Annotated in this window: 11 protein-coding genes; 6 read left to right on the plus strand and 5 right to left on the minus strand. The window is 58.7% G+C overall.

Translation table 11 applies throughout. The annotated features are described in order from the left end of the window. Positions 1-269: 269 nt before the first annotated feature. Both ybaK and ACYQ2T_RS08520 read left to right on the plus strand, forming a co-directional pair. Entirely contained in the window at positions 270-746 is a 477-nt protein-coding gene (gene ybaK, locus ACYQ2T_RS08515) for a Cys-tRNA(Pro) deacylase (protein WP_459899952.1), read from the plus strand. A gap of 316 nt (positions 747-1,062) precedes the next feature. Continuing rightward, positions 1,063-1,986: an IS110 family RNA-guided transposase gene (locus ACYQ2T_RS08520; protein WP_459898067.1), complete on the plus strand. Its 924-nt coding sequence runs from the start codon at positions 1,063-1,065 to the stop codon at positions 1,984-1,986. Positions 1,987-2,747: 761 nt separating this feature from the next. Here the strand turns inward: ACYQ2T_RS08520 and ACYQ2T_RS08525 are convergent. Then, positions 2,748-3,485: a FadR/GntR family transcriptional regulator gene (locus ACYQ2T_RS08525; protein ID WP_459899953.1), complete on the minus strand. Its 738-nt coding sequence runs from the start codon at positions 3,483-3,485 to the stop codon at positions 2,748-2,750. Between the two features lie 303 nt (positions 3,486-3,788). Between ACYQ2T_RS08525 and ACYQ2T_RS08530 the strand changes: the two genes are divergently transcribed. The 4 genes from ACYQ2T_RS08530 (at position 3,789) to ACYQ2T_RS08545 (ending at position 11,497) form a co-directional block, all read left to right on the plus strand. Beyond that, positions 3,789-6,287: a 2-oxoacid:acceptor oxidoreductase family protein gene (locus ACYQ2T_RS08530; RefSeq protein WP_459899954.1), complete on the plus strand. Its 2,499-nt coding sequence runs from the start codon at positions 3,789-3,791 to the stop codon at positions 6,285-6,287. A gap of 78 nt (positions 6,288-6,365) precedes the next feature. Beyond that, positions 6,366-8,774, plus strand: coding sequence for an acetate--CoA ligase family protein (locus ACYQ2T_RS08535; RefSeq protein WP_459900099.1), 2,409 nt, complete (start codon positions 6,366-6,368; stop codon positions 8,772-8,774). Positions 8,775-8,905: 131 nt separating this feature from the next. Continuing rightward, positions 8,906-10,144, plus strand: a complete 1,239-nt coding sequence (locus ACYQ2T_RS08540; RefSeq protein WP_459899955.1) for a Glu/Leu/Phe/Val dehydrogenase dimerization domain-containing protein — start codon at positions 8,906-8,908, stop codon at positions 10,142-10,144. A 207-nt stretch (positions 10,145-10,351) separates the two neighbouring features. Further along, a complete protein-coding gene (locus ACYQ2T_RS08545) occupies positions 10,352-11,497 on the plus strand; it encodes an amino acid permease (protein WP_459899956.1) in 1,146 nt (381 codons plus the stop codon). A 191-nt stretch (positions 11,498-11,688) separates the two neighbouring features. Here ACYQ2T_RS08545 and ACYQ2T_RS08550 read toward each other — a convergent pair whose 3' ends face one another. The 4 genes from ACYQ2T_RS08550 to ACYQ2T_RS08565 form a co-directional block, all read right to left on the minus strand. Next, a complete protein-coding gene (locus tag ACYQ2T_RS08550; protein ID WP_459899957.1) occupies positions 11,689-12,702 on the minus strand; it encodes a nucleoside hydrolase in 1,014 nt (337 codons plus the stop codon). 229 nt (positions 12,703-12,931) lie between these two features. Next, on the minus strand, positions 12,932-16,315 hold the full coding sequence (locus ACYQ2T_RS08555) for a hybrid sensor histidine kinase/response regulator (protein WP_459899958.1): 3,384 nt from the start codon (positions 16,313-16,315) through the stop codon (positions 12,932-12,934). Between the two features lie 374 nt (positions 16,316-16,689). Further along, on the minus strand, positions 16,690-17,649 hold the full coding sequence (locus tag ACYQ2T_RS08560; protein WP_459899959.1) for an AEC family transporter: 960 nt from the start codon (positions 17,647-17,649) through the stop codon (positions 16,690-16,692). A 554-nt stretch (positions 17,650-18,203) separates the two neighbouring features. After that, entirely contained in the window at positions 18,204-18,653 is a 450-nt protein-coding gene (locus ACYQ2T_RS08565; RefSeq protein WP_459899960.1) for a cereblon family protein, read from the minus strand. Between the last annotated feature and the right edge of the window lie 79 nt (positions 18,654-18,732).

Raw genomic sequence — 18,732 nt, forward strand, 5'->3', positions numbered from 1 at the left:
ATTGAAAATTTACGACGCGGCAACCTATATCAACAATCACAACGCATCAAGCCTGAAATCATTGCGGTATTGATTATTACTCCGCAAAATGCCGCCCCAATCCCCCAAATGCTTTCATGAGCACATTTTCATACATATCCGGCCCAAAACGCGGCACAACCCTCTCGCCCCCGGCCTGTGCCACCTGCTTGCCGAGCCGTCGCAAAAAACGCTATACGGCCCCTACACAGGCCCCGGACATTCACCCTAACCACCGCACAAGCACCGTCATGACTCCCGCAATCAAAGCAGCCAAGAAAGCCAAAATTTCCTTTCAGATTCACGAGTATCACCACGATCCCTCGGCCACGTCCTACGGCGCGGAAGCCGCGGAGAAGCTGGGCGTAGCCCCAGAGCGCGTTTACAAGACGCTCGTCACCGCGCACGGCACCAAGGACCTCGTCGTCGCCATCGTTCCCGTGCTGCAGCATCTGAACCTCAAGGCGCTGGCCAAGCACCTCGGCGTCAAGAAAGTCGCCATGGCGGACACGCAAGCCGTCCAGAACACCACCGGCTACATTCTCGGCGGCGTCAGCCCCCTCGGCCAAAAGAAACGTCTGCCCACCGTCATCGACGCCTCCGCAGAGCAGTACGACACCATCTTCGTCAGCGCCGGACGCCGAGGCATGGACATCGAACTCGCCCCAAGCGACCTCCTCGCCCTGACCACAGCTACCTACGCCGACATCGCCAAAGACTCCCGCTAAGACCCAGCGCGGCGCGACGCGACGCGGCGTCAGGTGACGCCGGGTGTGGCCTACCGCGTGCTGGTGCCACGCTTGTGTTACCTCCGGTGGCTTAAGGACTCCCGTCCTTGTATATTGACCCTCAAGCCAAAGGCGGAGAAAAAAGAAAGCCGCCTCCATGACTGGCATGAAGGCGGCTGTTGCGGCAGACCGTACGCCCTTGAGTTACGAGCTCGTTCTTAAGCTGGGTCGCCGCAATATGTAGTACAAACTCGAATGATTGTTAGAGCACAAAGCTCGAATTTGCAAGGAAGAGTGAACTACGATGAAACGCACCATGGGCATTGACGTATCGAAGGCCAAGCTTGATGTCGCCATTTCTGGTGACGACAGCACGTCCACTGTTGAAAATAACCCTTTGGGTTTTCAGCAAATCGTTGAGACGGCAGAAGCGCATAATGTTGAGCTCGTCATCGTGGAAGCGACAGGTGGATATGAGTCTGACGCCGCAGATTTTTTGATGGAGCAAGGCATTCCCGTCGCTGTTGTGAATCCTCGCCGTGTGCGTGACTTTGCCCGGAGCCTCGGAGTGTTGGCGAAGACGGATCGTATTGATGCTCTTGTTCTTGTTCAGTTTGGGGAAGTCGTCCCTGTCCGGGAAAATCAAAAAGTCCGGGCAACTCAGCGTAAGCTGGAAGCTCTTGTTAACCGTCGCCGGCAGGTCGTCGAAATCCTTTCCCGGGAGCGCGTTCGCTTGCAGCGAGCTTCGTCTGATGTGCGCCCTTACATTGAAGACGTTATTGCGACTCTGAGAACGCAAGAAAAGAGCTTGTCACTTGAAATCAAGAAACACATTCTCAGTGACAAAGATTTTTGTGACAAGGCAACTTTGCTTGAAACCATGAAAGGGATTTCGTCTGTAACCTCTGCGACTCTTCTTGCTTTCTTTCCTGAGTTGGGGACGTTAACGCCGAAGCAAGCAGCTTCTCTGGCAGGCCTGGCTCCATTCAACAGGGATAGCGGCAAGAAAACGGGGCAACGCTGCGTTTGGGGTGGGCGAATAAAAGTACGTAGCGCCCTTTACATGAGCGCAATCTCAGCGACTGTCTGGAACCCTGCAATTCGAGCCTTCTACCAGCGTCTTTGCGATGCGGGCAAACCTAAAAAGGTCGCCCTCACTGCCTGTGCAAGGAAGCTTCTCGTGATTTGTAATGCGATTTTACGGACGGGAAAACCTTGGGATCCTGCACTTAACGCTTGATTGCCAATACGATTGCTTAAGAATCCTGCGTGCGCACGGGCCGGGTGCGCGTAGCGGGGACTGCCGTCACCCCTGACAACTCCCGCCCCATGGGCAAGCCCTTTTTTGGGGGCGGCCTTTCTCCAACCGTGTGCTTGTGTCGCACGTGTGTTACCTCCGGTGGCTTAAGGACTCCCGTCCTTAAGAATCCTGCGTGCGCACAGGCCGGGTGCGCGTAGCGGGGACTGCCGTCACCCCTGACAACTCCCGCCCCATGGGCAAGCCCTTTTTTTGGGGGCGGCTTCCGCACCCAAAAACCTGAGGATTGTTAAGGGAATCATTCCCTTAACCCGCCGGAGGCAAATCTCTCCGCATGAAGTCTGACATTAAAGACGTTGCGACGCCCTCAAGTCTGCATTCTGGATGGCAACAGGCACAGCGTGCACGATGTGGAGGCGGACGTGAAATATGTCAATCCATACCTTACGTGCTACTGCGCAACAGGGCGTTTTCTCTGACTCTGTAGCCATATACAAGGCCAACGAACGGAAGGCGAAGGCCCTGCTGTTGTGCGCGGATATGGCGTGATATGAAGGCTGGAGTGCGGGCGGGGAATGGACGCGGGGGAATATGGGTGCGTTTATAGGGATAACGTCATACTTTGACGATGGGGATGTATAACGCCACTGCGTCTACGGTGCGGGGCGAGGCTGTGAAAAGAACAAAAATACGGGAACAGGCAGAGCCTGCTCCCGTATTCCCTTCCATATACGAAACTCAAATTACGAGAAATGCACGTCGCGGTACAGATGCTCCTGCGAAGTGAGAGCATTCTTCATGCTGGAGACGTGCACAAACATGCGTTCAAAGGCAAGATGCGGGTCGCGTCGCATCATGGCTTGGAATATTTCCTTATGTGCCTTGTCGTTATGTACGTACGGCTCGGTAAAATCCACCATCTCTGAAAACATGCGGGTAAAGTTCATAAAACTCCTTATGGAGACTTCATAGAACGGGTTTCCGCTGAGTTTGCCAAGGTAGACATGAAACGCAATGTTGTTGTCTGTCTTTTCTGCGAGGTCATCGCCTGTTGCCACCTTTTCATTAAGGTCTGACAGATGCTGCAGATCGGTTGTTGTTGCGTTCATGGTGGCAAGGCGGGCCACTTCGGGCTCAATAAGCAGGCGCGCGCTGAGCAGATGCTCTATCTTCATGCGCCCCATGAGGATGAGATCTTCAAACACACTGCCCATTTCCTTGGATTCCACCACATTCTGGACAAACGTCCCACCATTCTTTCCGCGTTTTGAAATGAGGTACCCTTTGGTCTTAAGAATACTGAGAGCCTCTCGAACCATCGGGCGGCTCACACCAAAGCTGTGCGCCAGTTCTTCCTCTTTTGGAAGCAGGTCCCCCGGGACATACTTTTGAAGCAGAATATCCTGCTTCAACGAGGCCACAATATCATCGCAACGTGTCGCGCTGCGCACCTTCACCTCCACCGTGCTTTTCTCTGACATGTCAATCTCCTTCCAGTGTAAACTGATACATCATAGGCATTATGTCAAACAATTAATTTGATGCCTTGCCCATCCTCACAGCCGCCACCACTCTTCTTATAACCTCCCGGAATTAAAGCCTTTTCGTGAATTCCATACTAAATAAGTTCGGATATCGTATGGAAAAAATAGCATATTAATCACAAAAAAACTGTCAGCCCGTTGACAAAAAGTCATACTTTAAATAGTCCTGAACTCAACACAAGCTGATCACGGGCTCACGCTACGATTTCTTAACGCGCCACTTCTCAAGGAGAATGAGTCATGAATCCCATTAAAGAGTTCTGTACCAGACCAGCTGGCGACGCTGTGGTCATGCAGGGCAACATCGCCTTCGCCGTTGGTTGCGTACGGGCGGGCATCCACTCCGTGGACGGCTACCCCGGAACGCCCAGCACTGAAGTCATCGACAAGGGCCTGCGCCATGTTCAGGATATGATTTCCACGCATTGGTCCGTCAGCGAAGCCACGGCAACGGCCGTGGGATTCGGACACAGCCTCGCCGGTGAGGACAGCGTTGTCACCATGAAGATTCCCGGCCTGTACCAAGCAGGCGACACCTTCAGCAGTGCAGCATTTTTCGACAAGCAGCGCGGCGCGCTCGTGTACTATGTGGCCTCGGACTTTACGCCCAGTTCCACCCAGCACCTTGTGGACCCGCGCCCCTTCATCAAAAGCTGTTTTACCCCCATCATCGAACCCAGAGACCATCAGGAAATGCACGAGGTTGCGGAAATTGCGGCGGACATCAGCCGCGAGTTCAAAACCCCAGTGGTGGTTATGCCCAGCGGCACCCTGTGCCACAGCGAAGGTCTTGTCAGACTTAAAGAGCAGCAAACTCGCGAGCGCCTCGTCCCGGACGTTCCGCTCAAGGCCTTCAACACCCTGCCCGTCACCGCCCGCAGGCATTATGATTCCGTTCTGACGGAGCGCATGCCCGGCCTTATCGAGATGGTGGAAAACAGCCCCCTGAACCGCTGGGAGAAGGGTAACGGCAAGCTCGGCGTCATCACCTACGGCGCAACGGAACTCATGGTCCGCGAGACGAAGCTCGCCCTTGGTGTGGACATGGACATCCTGTCCCTCGGCTTCACCAACCCCCTGCCCATGAACCGCATCGCCGAATTCTGCAAGGCCATCGACGGCCCGGTGTACGTCATTGAAGACGGCTACCGCTACGTGCAGGAAGAGCTGCAGCGCGCGGGGCTCTCCGTCCTCGGCAAGGCGCCGACGGACACCCGCACGGAGTGGACGCCAGAAGCCGTAGCCCAGACGCTGGGGCTGGAGCTTCCCAAGCAGAAGTCCCTGTCCGTCGCGCCGTTGAACCGGCCGCCCATGATTTGCGCGGGCTGTCCCTACCGCCTGTTTGGCGAAACCGTAAAGAGCCTGCGCAAGAAGGGCAAAATTGAAGCCTGCTTCGGCGACATCGGCTGCAACACGCTGCTGTACTTCATGGATACCGTAGATACCTGCGTAGCCATGGGCGCAAGCGAAAGCAACCGCGCCGGGTACGTTATCTCCAATCCGGATAAGGCCTCGAAATGCATCAGCCTTCTCGGCGACGGCACGGAGTGCCACAGCGGCCTTGACAGTACCCGAAATTCCCTTTTTCACCAAGTTCCGGGCGTAAAGGTCATACTTGATAATGAGTGGACCGCCATGACCGGTGGTCAGCCCGGTCCCACCTCGCCCGAGAACCTCGCTGGCACGCCCAATACATTCAATTTGCAGGACACGCTTAAAGCCCACGGCGCGCGGGTTGTGGAAGTCAGCGGTTATGACCGCAAGAGCATCCGCAAAGCCCTGACCGCCGCCCTGCAGGACGCTGAAGACGGCCACCTGACCACCCTTGTGGTCAAGGGCACCTGCATCCGCAAGGTCCCCAAATCCGCCTACGGCACCAAGATGACCGTGGACGCAGAGCTGTGTAAGCGCTGCGGCATGTGCCAGATTTGCCCCGGCATTCAGGCCGACGACGAGGGGCTGCCCTCCTTCAACAACCTGTGTACGGGCTGCGTCAGCCAAACGGCCGCCTGCTCGCAGATGTGTCCCGTTGGGGCCATTTCGCCCCTCAAGAAGTCTGACAAATCACAATCCGCCAAGCCACAGTTGCCCGCCGCCCCCGAATCGGTAGAGACGCCCGACCTCTCGTCCCTTACCCTTCCGGAAAAAATCGCCGTCGCAATCCGCGGCGTGGGCGGTCAGGGCAACCTTTTCTTTGGCCGCGTTCTCACCCAGCTGGCCTTCCTGGCCGGATACGACGACACCAACGTCGTCAAGGGCGAGACCCACGGCATGGCCCAGATGGGCGGCCCGGTCATCTCCACATTCAGTTGCGGCAAGGTCTGCTCCCCCATCCTTCTGCCCGGCACGGCGGATTGTCTGGTGAGTATGGAGCAGAGCGAAGTGCTTCGCCCCGGTTTCCTCGACATGCTGCGCCCGGACGGCACCATCCTGCTGGCAGGCACGCAGGTGCTCCCCTACGGCGCAGGGCGCGAGGACTACCCCTCTGCCGAGGCACTCGGCGCCGCCCTTGACGGCTACAACGTTGTGCATCTGGATGTGCTGGGCAAGGCCATGGAGCTTGGCGACACCGCAGGGCGCAGCGCCAACGTGGTGATGATAGGCGCCATGAGCACCCTTGGACCGTGGAAGGAATTCCCGGCCGAACTGTGGCTTGCCGCCTTGCAGAAGGTTAGCCCCACGCCCGCCATTTGGGCCGCCAACTACGCGGCCTTCAACGCCGGAAGAGACATGCTCTAGAGGCCGCCGGGCAGGGGGCTTGATCCTCCGGCCACCTGCCCGCACCTCCCACGCAGAATCAGGAGAACCGACATGAAGATGAATATGGGCACCTCCATCGACTTCGACGCCATCACGGACCTGCTCACAGGCGTGCACCGTGAAGGGCGCTCCACCCTCTTCGAGTACGAGGTGTACAACCTGCTCGGCAATTCCGGAGCGGAAACCCCGCCCAAGTGCGTGCTGCTTCCCACCGGCGCGCGCACCTCGGACGACGAACTGCTCGCCCTGCCCGGGGACAAGGTTGTCCTCAAAATCGTCTCGGAGCACATTGTCCACAAGACCGAAGTCGGCGGCGTCCGCGTTGTGGATAAAGACGCCAACGCCATCCGCTCCGCCGTGCGCCGTATGCTCTACGACGTGCCGCGCAAGTTCGCGCAGGACATCACGGCCAACCCCGCCCACGCCCCCAAAGCCTACGACGGCCTCACAGGCGAAGAGCTGGAAAACGCCATCCACAGCGACATCAAGGGCGTGCTGATGGTCCAGTTCATGCCCCCGGACTCCAGCGCCTTTGGCAACGAGCTTATCGTCGGCCTGCGCAACACGCGTGAATTCGGCATGGTTATCAGCGCCGGACTTGGCGGCACGGATACCGAACTCTACGCCAAGCGCTTCCGCAAGGGCCAAGCCATTGTCGCGGCCTCGTGCGAGCTTATGACCGGCGAGGAATTCTTTGAGCAGTTCAAGCGCACCATCTCGTACCGCAAACTGGCGGGCCTCACCCGCGGCCAGCGCCGGGTGGTCACGGACGAACAGCTCATGGAATGCTTCTCGTCCATGATCGAAATGGGGCGTCACTACTCCGCCGCCAACCAGGACGCGCCCTTCATCATTGAGGAAATGGAGATCAACCCCTACGCCTTTACGGATTTCCTCATGGTGCCGCTGGACGGGATGTGCCGCTTCTCGCACCCCGAAACGCCGGAAAACTCCCGCCCCGTCGCGAAGATTCACAACCTGCTGCATCCCGAAAGCATCGGCATTGTCGGCGTCTCGACCAAGCGGCGCAACTTTGGGCGCATTATCCTCGACAACATCCTTGCCGAGGGCTTCCCCAAGGACAAAGTCTGCGTCCTCAAGGACGGCGCGGACGAAGTAGGCGGCGTGCCGTGCTATCCGGACATTGCCTCCCTGCCGCACAAGCTGGACCTGCTGGTGGTGGCCATTGCCGCCGCCCATGTGCCGGACCTTGTGGATGAAGTGATCAAACGCGACGCCGCCAACAGCGTGATGCTCATCCCCGGCGGCATTGGCGAAACCGAGGAAAGCCGCGAGCGCGCGGAAAAAATCATCGAGGCCATCAACGACGCCCACGCCACCGAAGACGGCGGCCCGGTCTTCATCGGCGCCAACTGCATGGGCGTGGTCTCGCACCCCGGCAAATACGACACGTGGTTCATCCCGGACGAAAAGCTCCCCAAAGACCGCGAGCGCTCCTACCACCGCTCCGCCTTCATCAGCCAAAGCGGCGCATTTATGCTCCACCGCATCAGCCAGTGCCCGGAGCTGAACCCCGCCTACATGCTGTCCATCGGCAACCAGACGGACCTGACCCTTGGCGACCTGATGAAATACTTCATGGATTCCGACGAGGTAGACGTCATCGCCGTGTACGCCGAGGGCTTCAACGACCTTGACGGGCTGGAATTCTGCGCCGCCGTACGCGAAGCGGTGCTCGCGGGAAAGGAAGTCATCTTCTACAAGGCCGGACGCACTCCGGAAGGCAAAAACGCCACCAGCGGCCACACGGCCTCCCTCGCGGGGGACTACATGGTCTGCGAATCCTGCGTGCGCGCCGCTGGCGCCACCGTGGCCCGCACCTTCTCGGAATTTCAGGACATCTTCCTGCTGGCCGAGAACCTCTCCGGCAAAGCTGTCACCGGCAACCGCCTTGCCGCCGTCAGCAGCGCAGGCTTTGAGGTGGTCGGCATGGCCGACTCCATCCACTCCGACGACTACGCCATGCGCCTTGCCTCCTACGCCCCGGAGACGAAGGAGAAAATCAGCGCAATTCTGGAATCCAAGCGCCTCCAGAGCCTTGTTTCCATTGCCAACCCTCTGGACATCACCCCTTCCAGCGACGACGAGGCCCACGCCACCTTGGCCGAAGCCCTTGTGGAGGACCCCAACGTGGACGCCTTGGTCATTGGCCTTGGCCCCATGGGTCCGTCCATGCACACGCTGAAAGATACAGACAACCCCATGTTCGACATGGCCGACCCCGGGAGCATTGTCTCCATCATCGGCGAAAAGGCCCGCACATGGACGAAACCGGTCATCGGCATCATTGACGGCGGCCGCCTGTTCAACCCCATGCGCGATGCCATCAACTCGTACGGCATCCCCGTCTTTTCCACCTGCGACCACGGCGTAGCCGCGCTGGCCCTGTATCTGGAGGCCCGCCTTGCTGCTGAGCGCATGAGAAAAGCGGAGATTGACGACTGACCACAGGGAGAGGCTTCAGGACGAACGTCTCGGACGCCCGCCCGGAATTATCAAGTTCCCTGCTGTCACTGCTGTTAAGTTTGCCTCTTGGTGAAAGATCTCAAACACTTCTAATTCTACGGAGAAGCCAGATGAGCAACGTCAAAGAACTCCTGACCCAGTTTGAACAGCACACTCCTAACATCGTCTTTGAATGGAACGATTCCGAAACCGACGCCCAAGGCTGGGTGGTCATCAACTCCCTGCGCGGCAACGCCGCTGGCGGTGGTACCCGCATGAGGAAGGGGCTGGACAAGCATGAGGTTGTCTCCCTTGCCAAGACCATGGAAATCAAGTTCGCCGTGTCCGGCCCGCAGATTGGCGGCGCCAAGTCCGGCATCAACTTCGACCCCACGGACCCCAGGAAGGAAGACGTCCTCAGGCGCTGGTACAAGGCTGTTTCGCCCCTGCTGAAGTCCTACTACGGCACCGGCGGCGACCTGAACGTGGACGAGCTGAAGGAAGTCGGTCCCCTTACTGAAATGTGCGGCCTGTGGCATCCGCTGGAAGGCGTGGTTAACGGCCACTTTGCCGACGACCACGACCTGCGCATCCAGAAGATTGGCCAGCTGCGCGGCGGCGTATCCCTGCCCGTGTACTCCCCGCAGTACTCCCCGGACACCTCGCGCCGTTACTGCGTGGCCGACCTCATCACCGGCTGGGGCGTGGCCGAGTCCGCCCGCATCTTCTACGAGCTGTACGGCTCGTCCCTGAAGGGCAAGCGCGTCATCGTGCAGGGCTTTGGCAACGTGGGCGCCACCGCCGCCTACTACGCCGCCCAGAACGGCGCAAAGATCGTGGGCATTATCGACCGCGGCTGCGGCCTTGTGGAAAAGGACGGCCTCACCTTTGAGCAGGTGCGCGAACTGTTCCTGAACCGCAACGGCAACACGCTGAACACCGAGCACCCCCTCTCCTGCGAGGAGACCCAGAAGCTCGTGTGGAATGTGGGCGCAGACGTCTTCATGCCTTGCGCGGCCTCCCGTCTGGTGACCATGGATAACCTGAAGGCCCTGAAGGCCAGTGGACTGGAGCTCATCACCTGTGGCGCAAACGTGCCCTTCAATGACAATGAAATCTTCTACGGCCCCACCGCCGAGTTTGCGGACCAGAACTTCAGTGTGATTCCGGACTTCATCGCCAACAGCGGCATGGCCAGAGCCTTCAACTACTTCATGAGCGCCAAGGTGGACCTCAACACCGAAGCCATTTTTGAAGACACCACCAACACCATCTACAACGCCCTCAAGGCCGTGCACGAGCACGCAACCGGCAAGACCGGCCGCACCGCCACCGCCCTTGAGCTCTTTATCAAGAAGATCATGAACTAACATTCAGCCACGGGACCTGCGCCGCCACGTTGCGGCGTGGGTCCCGCTCCACAGACCCAGACCGGAAATGTACCGCTTGCGCGCAAAGTACCATTGAGCAGCTCAGACCCCACTGGCCCATCGGCCTGTTGCCCCGGGCCACGATAAGGCACCGTCAGCATTCCAACCCACTACTACCACCCCAAGAGCTGTACAAAAGAGGACATCATGAAATCCCAATACCTCGGCGCCACGTGCATCGTGGCGGGGACCTCCATTGGCGCGGGCATGCTCGGACTCCCCATGAGCATTGGCTGTCTTGGCTTTACCATGGGCAGTTTGGCACTCTTTCTGGTCTGGATCATTGCCACGTATGCCGGATTGCTCCTGCTGGAGATCAACCTCGACTTTGGCAAAGGCGTGCACCTGAATTACATGTCCTATGCCGTGCTCGGCAGGCCCGGTCAGATTATCACCACCATCAGCGTGCTGTTTTTGCTCTACTGTCTGCTGGTGGCGTACATCACCGGCATGGGCAGCCTTATCTCCGGCAATACCAGCCTCAGTCAGCCAGTGGCGTCCATCCTCTTCACGGTCATAAGCGCCATTGTCTTTTACGCCGGAACAAAGGCTATCCTTTCCATCAACAACGTGCTGTTCATTTCCATGATTATTTCCATGCTGCTCAGCTTCACCAGCCTGGGCACCACGCTTGATTTTTCCAACCTCAGCCTTGGCAATGCGGACCAACGGATCTTTCTCCTTGCCATTCCTGTGCTGTTCACCTCCTTTGGATTCCAGACGTCCATCCCCAGCGTGGTGAACATTGTGGGAGCCAAGAAGAAGCCCCTTGTCATCATCATTACCCTTGGCAGCACCCTGCCGCTGGTGTGTTATCTGGCGTGGCTTATGGTCTCCCTCGGCGGCGTCACCCCGGACGCGCTGGCCGGCCTGAGCAACGTGGACCAACTTATCGGCATTCTCGGTCAAGGTACGCCGTGGATACAGAATGTCCTCTCCCTCTTCGCCCTCGTTGCCCTGCTGACCTCGTTCATCGGTGTATCCCTCAGCCTCTTTGACTTTGTGGCCGAGACCTTCCACCGCAAGAACGACCGCGTCGGCCGCGCCGGAACCAGCGCGATGATTTTCATCCCCACGCTCTGCGCGTCCCTGCTCGCACCGGATGGATTCATCAGCGCGCTGGCACACGCAGGAACCGCGCTCAGCGTCATCGCTATTCTTCTTCCCTGTGTCATGGCTTGGAAGATGCGCGTCAACGCCGAAGACAAGGTCTTCCAAGTCGCCGGTGGCCGCCCTGCTCTCGTCCTGAGCTTTCTGTGTGGCATCCTGATTATTACTGCCAACTACCTGTAGCCCGCAGACCATAGCGACCACCGGCAAAAGGGCCCCCTCCCACCGTGACGGGAGAGGGCCCTTTTCATTGCGGAGCGCATGGGGGGCTGGCGCGGGCCTTTGCGGCGTCAGCATGTGACGCAACACATCTGAAAGGTGTTCAAAAGCGGTCCCCCCACCCTGCTTAAGGCGTGCTCTTCCCTTCCTCGGCCTTACGGCTCAAAGGACCGCACACGGTCCACAAAGCGCCCAAGAAAGGCTTCATGGTCAGCGCTGGTGACCACGTGGACAGCCGGACCGTTGCCGGAGTCTGTAAGAAAGGTTGCGTCGGGGCGCAGGAGGCGTGCTTCGTCAATATGCATGGCGCGAGTGGTGAACAGGTCGGGCCAGAGGACGACGGCGAGGGCGAGGGGGTCGTGCATATGCATACCGCTCAGGCCGCGCACATCGTGGCTCCAACGCATCCACGGCTGAGCGGCGCGGCGCAAAAAGCGCACAAGCGGGTCCACGCCGTCCCGCCATGACTCCAAAGCGCTTGGGGGCATGACGCACTGCATGGTGACGTTGGCGGGCACAATGGTCACAGGAATGCCGGAGGCAAAGACCAACTGCGACGCCTCGGGATCGTACAGCGGATTAAAGCGCAGGACATCGCGCCAGACCTCGGCGGGAATGTCAGGTGTGGAATCTTCCCAGCCCGCCTCGCCTTCTGGGCTGGGCCACGCACCGCCCATGTGCACAACTCCCGCCACCTGCGAAACGAGTTCCGGCTCCTGCTCGATGGCGAGGGCAAGATTCGTCAGCGATCCGGTGGCGACGATGACGAGTGTTCCGGGGTGTCGCCGCGCGGCTTCAATGATGCAGGCTGTGGCGGAATCCTCGGCCGGAACAACTGGCGGGGCGGGAATGGGCGGCACATTCTCCCACAGCAGCGACGCCGCCGCATCGCGCTTGCTGTCCAGATACTGAAAATGCCGCGTCCTGTCGCGGCGAAGCGGCGCATCCGTGCCAAGGCCCTGCGGTACGGCCTCGCGGCGGGCCAGATGGAGCATGTAGCGCGTTGCCGCGTAGGACTCGGCCGCGCGGCAGTTTCCGGCGCACGCCGTACAGGCCACAAGCTCAAGCTCCGGCGAAGCAAGCGCCAGCCCAAGGGCCAGCGCATCATCCACATCCGCGGCAGGGATGCCGCACGCATTGTCCATATCAAGCAGTAGAGGGATAGGCATGTGTCCTTGTACCATGGACCCCGCCCGCTGAAAACATTGAACAACCCCAGCAAAGCGCGCGGCAAGCGAACGGCGAGGGGAAAGACGCCGCCCTCACCATAGCGCGCCCAAGGCCCCACCCAGGAAGAACACGCAGGTTTCGTGGGACTCTGGCCCCGCGCCGGGCAAAAACCGCCATACACAAAAGGGAAAACAGACGAAGGAAGCAGGGAAAGGTACACGCGGCGGATTACACGCCGCTCGTCTCCTGCATAAGGTACATTTCGATGGATGACAGGACGGTCTGGAGCGCCTGCCGGAAGGCTTCCACTTTCTCGGTCATCTCTGCCGTGCGCTGCTCGCGGAAGCACATTTCGGTCTGGTAGGACGCATCCTGCAAGCCATGCGCACCAATGTTCCCGGCCACGCTCTTGAGGCTGTGGGCAAGGGCTGCGGCGCCCTCATAGTCGCCCTCGGCATGCTTGGCGGCAATGTCGTCCGCCATACCTGCGTACTGCTCACAGAATGACCCAAGCATGTCTTGGTACAGCGTGTTATTCCCCATGAAATGGATAAGCCCGCTCGGAACATCAAGGTCCGGGAGCCTCTCCATGGCGGGGGTGGAAAGGAGGGTTTCCTCCTCGTGGTCGCCTTCGCCAAGGGTGGAGCCGATAGTCATGGCTTGGCGAAGCTCTTGGTCTTCATACGTGCTTCCGCCATTGCTCATTTCCGTAGGCGCCTCGTAACTCCCCCGCCCTGCCCAATAGGCAATGAGGTCATACAACTCCTGCGGAATAACCGGCTTGGAGATATGCGCCACCATCCCGGCGGCAAGGCTCTTTTCCCTGTCACCGCGCATGGCGTGCGCCGTCATGGCAATAATGGGCACGTCTCCCCGCTTGTCCGGCAAGGCAGAAATGCGCCGCGTGGCCTCGTAGCCATCCATCTCCGGCATCTGAATATCCATAAGGATGATGTCGAATTCCCGCGTTGAGGCGTACTCCACGGCCTGCACGCCGTTGCCTGCCTCCTCCACGACAATGCCGACGGATGTCAGCAATTCCCGCGCGAGGTCACGGTTGAACTCGTTGTCCTCTACCAGCAGAACCCGCACGCCCTTGAGGGTCTCCACCTCGCTCGGGGCATGCGCCTGATGCGCTTGAGGTTCCTCTCCTTCGCGGATTTCCTTGCCAAAGGCCTGCAAGGTTACGTCATACAACAGCGAAGGCGTTGCGGGCTTGAGCAGCAATCCGCCCAGGTCCATATCTTCAATCTGACGGGAAACCTCTTCGCGGCCATACGCAGTCATAATGATGATGACCGGCGTTTTGGGCAATTTCAAATCGTTCCGGATGTGCACCGCGACTTCCAATCCATCCATCTCCGGCATTTGCCAATCGACAATGGCAAGGTCAAAGGGATGGTCTGCCGATGCACGCAGAAGCTCCAGCGCCTCCGGGCCGGACGTCGCGGTCTTTACCTGAAAGGACAGGGACTCAAGGCAATTCTTGATGTAGGCGCAGCTGGTGAGGCTGTCGTCCACCACAAGCACATGCAGGTTGCGCAGGTCCTTGGGCATGGCAAGGTCATCAACGATGCTCCGCTTGCCGCTGTGGAATGCCGCACTAAAGGCAAAGGAGCTCCCATGGCCGGGAGTGCTGGTGACGGTGATTTCGCCGCCCATCATATCAACGAGCGCCCGCGAGATGGACAGCCCCAAACCGCTGCCGCCATAGCGGCGCGTAGTGGAAATATCCGACTGCAAAAACGGTTCAAACACTTGCTGAATCTGCGCCTTATTCATGCCGATGCCCGTATCGCGCACGGTAAAACGAATCCATACCCGGTCGCCCTCGCGCCTTTCCGTGTCCACCTGAATGCAAATCTCGCCGCGCTTGGTGAACTTCACCGCGTTGCCGACAAGATTTTGAAGTGCCTGCCCAAGGCGGAGCGGGTCGCCCTGCAAGTTATCCGGCACATCGGGCGAGATAGCCATGACGAACTCCAGCCCCTTGCGCTGGGCGGAAAAGGCCGTCACGTCCGCAAGCTGGTCCATCACGCTTTGCAGGCTGAACGGGATGTCCTCCAATTCCAGACTGCCGGACTCAATACGGGAAAAGTCCAAAATGTCGCCAATAACGCCAAGCAGCGTGCGCGAGGCCGACTCGGCCTTTTCCAGATACTGCTTTTGACGCGGGGTGAGCTTGGTTTTGCGGCACAGATGAATCATGCCGACAATGGCGTTCATGGGCGTACGTATCTCGTGACTCATGTTGGCGAGGAAGGCGCTCTTGGCCTGATTTGCGCTTTCGGCCGCGTCGCAGGTTTCCTGCAGGGAGAGTTCGGTATTCTTGCGGTCCGTGATGTCTATGGCCATGCCAAGCATCCGGTCCGGCTGGCCGTCATCATCAAAATACACTGTCCCGGTCACGGCTATCCACCGCTCTTCGCCATCGGGACGCAGAATGCGGTAGTCGAGGTTATACTTGCTCTCGCCCCGCAGGGCGGCGTCCAAGGCCTCCTGAACCCGCTCCTTGTCCGCGGGATGAATGGCATCGAGGAAAACCTTAAACGGCAGCGACTCGCCCTCCGGCCCAATGCCAAAAATCTTATAGACAACATCGCACCACTCCAGCCGCTCTTCCTTGATGTGCCACTCCCAGCCGCCAACGCCCGCAAGCATCTGCACCTTGCTCAGGCGCGATGTCAGGCCCTGCTCTTCGCACTGCTCGACCTCTGCATGCGCTTCGGCCTGTTCGTTGACGACAACGGTCATCCCGGCGAACTTCCCGGAAACATCGGCCATGGCACTCATGGAGAGGAGCAGCGTCCGAGGGGAATCATGAACGACAGCCTCGCGGCGCGAGACGGAATACTGCTTTCCCTCTTTCAGGAAGTCCTGCACATCGGGCGCTATCCACGGCAACACATCGGCGCAGGGTTGCCCAAGCACCTCCGCACCGGGGCCAACACTCTGCCCATTGCCATTCGCGGCGTCCGACAGCAGGTAATATAAACCTCCACTTGCAGCGGGAAATCCCAAAAAATCCAGCCCCGCCCTGTTCACATTGCGGACGCAACACGCATCGTCCAACACAAACACCGGCACGGCGACGCTTTCAAACAAGGTAAGGTACAGGTTCTTTTCATTGGTCATCTGCCGCATGCGTTCCTGCAAGGCGCGCATGCGTTCCTCGTCGCCTGTTTTGGCCCATTCAACGGCAAGGGCCAGCTCAAACCGGTCAAACGTACGCAGGATGTAACTGGACCACGGCTGGACCTTGTTCTCATCCCCCTTTTCCGCCACCAAATCGAGGTAACTTTGGCGGTAATACTTGAGAAGCCCCAAGAACATGCCAAGGTCTATCCCGCGTTCACGATGACGGCGGGCCTCCAGAATGCCGAAAGCCGCAACCGGGTCCTCCGCGTAGTTTTCGGACGAATTGAATTCAAAAAGGGAAGGATCCTTGGCGTAGGCTTCGGTTATTGACGACGTCAGCCCAGAAATAGAAAGCCGCCATGCCTCCGGAAGTGTGGAGGTATAGCGGGTATAGTCATGTTCTTTGGCGTAATGGAGTATCCGGTCCATTAGCCAGTCTTCGTTGGATACGAGGAGGGTGTCGAGTCCCGTCATCCTGTGCGTCCCTTAGGGCAATCGAATCTGCCCGTGCGTCTTGTGAGCAATTGCAGCCGGGGCGGACCAATACCTGCCGCACCAAGAATTGCGTCACCCCGAAATGCAAACATTACAGGGAGGGCAATGTTGCGAGTGTAATATAAATGAAACGATTATGCCAATGCGATATCCACAGAACCGTGGAGAAAACGGCCATGGAAAACCACAACAATTCTATGCCGTTGCAGTAAAGCGGATTATGGAAAGAAAAGGGGAATGAAGAAATATATAAAACGCTCCGGCCCGGGGGATGCGTTGCAGTATCGCACAGAGGGGTTAAGGGGATCGGGCCGGAGCGGTTTTATCGGGGAAAGATTGCGCCGGGACAGGGGTTAGCCGATGGCGACACCCATGCCTTCAGCGACCAAAAGCGTCAGCGCAAAGGCCGGAACGTACAGGAGCATGGACACCAAAACCGTGGCGGAAGTCTCCATCTCGCACGTTTCGTACACCTGAGACAGAATGCACGCCACAGCCGCCGTCGGCATGCCTGCCAGCAGAACGCCCATGACGAGCAGCTCGCCGCTTACGTCAAAGAGGAGCAAAAAGCCAAGGGCCAACAGCGGCTGGACAATGATTTTCACCACATTCACAGACAGTACGCTGCCAAGGCGCAGGTTGCGCTCCAGCCGCGCCATCAGCATGCCCACGGCAAACAGCGCGCACGGCACGGATGCCATGCCGAAGCTCTTCAGCCCCTGCGCGGCATAGTCCGGCATGCCAAGGTCAAAGTATGACGCCGCCACACCGCAAAACGATGCGAGAATGATAGGCGTTTTGACCATGGTACACACCACCTGCCCTGCAATGGACAGCGTGCTCCTGCGCCCACCAGCACGGTGGAACTCAAACTCCGCCACAACAATCATGACAATGAGCGTTGGCAGCAAAACACCAAGCGTGCTGGTAACAAACGCCGTCCTGCTGCCATGAAAGAGCGACAGCATGATGGGAAAGCCAAGGTACCCGCAGTTGGGGAAGCTGGCAGACGTGGAGCGCAGGCAACTGATGGTGCGGTGCGTTTTGAAAAAGAGCGACGAAACAAAAAACATCAGCACATATGAGGCAAACATCGCCAGCGTGAATCCGGCAATAAACCGGAACTGGAATATTTCCTCAATGGGCGTGGTGGCCAATGAAACAAACATCAGCGCAGGCAAGGAAAAATAATAGACAAAATCGTTCAGCGCCGTGGCGCTGCCCTCGCCCAGAATGCCCCTACGCTGTGCGTACCACCCGGCAATAATCATTGCGAACAGCGGCAACAGTGAAGCGACAACAATATGAAACATGCTCGGATACCTCTCGGAGGCGCTCTGCGCCCCATCTCATGAAACGTTATTCTTCCCGGCTTGGACAAACCAAACACCGGGTGTGTGGCGATACTCTCGCGCGTCGTGCTTCATGGTGGCTCGTAGGCATGCCTGCGAGTCGTCCCCCGGACACTTCCGCCCGCGCCTATGCAGGCGCTGTGGTGGGCGTATTCCGGGCAACTTCACGTGTGGGGGCGGTGGATGCTGTCACATTCTTGCCCTCATCGCGCTCTGTGTCCTGCGGACGCGCTTTGAGGTCCACGCGGACTGTTTGGTCAACCAAACAGTCTGCGTGGCGGAGAGCGTTAATAGACCTCTCACAAGTGAGAGTCCAGCACTTTCTCCACATTTTTTTGCATTTGCCGCATCGTGAATTTTTCCACGAATCTCCGGCGGGAAACACTGCAGGAAACGGCGTAACCATGCGCCTTCACGCTGAATTCATGTGCAAAGAGGAACATGGAGATGAGGCCGCTCTCCCCGGGTTTGCCTGATCCTTCCCAGCCATTCATCTGGCCCCTACACCACAGGATTCACTCTTCCTCCTCCGCCACTTCACGAAGCGCAGTGAGGACAAGGCCATAAAAGCCGCCACCGCCGCTGCCTGTATAGGACCACCCAAGGTGGCTTCCACAGCTGGCGCAGCCGACATTCTGCCACGTATAGCCGGGAAACCATGTAAACTCCGCACTCGCCATTCCGCCCGTAACCAGCCCCTGCGCAAAGGAAAAGCACCCAACCTCGAACACCTGCCCAAACGGGTTAAAGAACACATGCTCGTGCTTGCCCTGCACCTGTATGCGCGCGCCAGCAGAGGTAACCCGCTGCCCGCACGCACGGCACACAATCTTGTTGCCGCCACCGCCAAACGACTCCTCCGGCCGCTCCAAAACAGCAGCGTCATCGCCCTGCACAGGCTCATCCTCATGCAGCACCCGCCACGCCCCAGCGCCGCACCCTTTTCCACATCCACACTGTGTCATACCCGCTTCCAAACCTCCTGAACTTTCTCCACCTATACCACAAGATGACGCCCCACGCTGGGCTTTTTCTCCCGTCGGG

The organism is Desulfobaculum senezii, assembly GCF_054657395.1.

Bases quoted from the DNA above. Each gene is read 5' to 3' on its own strand.
- ybaK (WP_459899952.1), top strand. From the start codon at position 270: ATGACTCCCGCAATCAAAGCAGCCAAGAAAGCCAAAATTTCCTTTCAG.
- ACYQ2T_RS08520 (WP_459898067.1), top strand. From the start codon at position 1,063: ATGGGCATTGACGTATCGAAGGCCAAGCTTGATGTCGCCATTTCTGGT.
- ACYQ2T_RS08525 (WP_459899953.1), bottom strand. From the start codon at position 3,485: ATGTCAGAGAAAAGCACGGTGGAGGTGAAGGTGCGCAGCGCGACACGT.
- ACYQ2T_RS08530 (WP_459899954.1), top strand. From the start codon at position 3,789: ATGAATCCCATTAAAGAGTTCTGTACCAGACCAGCTGGCGACGCTGTG.
- ACYQ2T_RS08535 (WP_459900099.1), top strand. From the start codon at position 6,366: ATGAATATGGGCACCTCCATCGACTTCGACGCCATCACGGACCTGCTC.
- ACYQ2T_RS08540 (WP_459899955.1), top strand. From the start codon at position 8,906: ATGAGCAACGTCAAAGAACTCCTGACCCAGTTTGAACAGCACACTCCT.
- ACYQ2T_RS08545 (WP_459899956.1), top strand. From the start codon at position 10,352: ATGAAATCCCAATACCTCGGCGCCACGTGCATCGTGGCGGGGACCTCC.
- ACYQ2T_RS08550 (WP_459899957.1), bottom strand. From the start codon at position 12,702: ATGCCTATCCCTCTACTGCTTGATATGGACAATGCGTGCGGCATCCCT.
- ACYQ2T_RS08555 (WP_459899958.1), bottom strand. From the start codon at position 16,315: ATGACGGGACTCGACACCCTCCTCGTATCCAACGAAGACTGGCTAATG.
- ACYQ2T_RS08560 (WP_459899959.1), bottom strand. From the start codon at position 17,649: ATGTTTCATATTGTTGTCGCTTCACTGTTGCCGCTGTTCGCAATGATT.
- ACYQ2T_RS08565 (WP_459899960.1), bottom strand. From the start codon at position 18,653: ATGACACAGTGTGGATGTGGAAAAGGGTGCGGCGCTGGGGCGTGGCGG.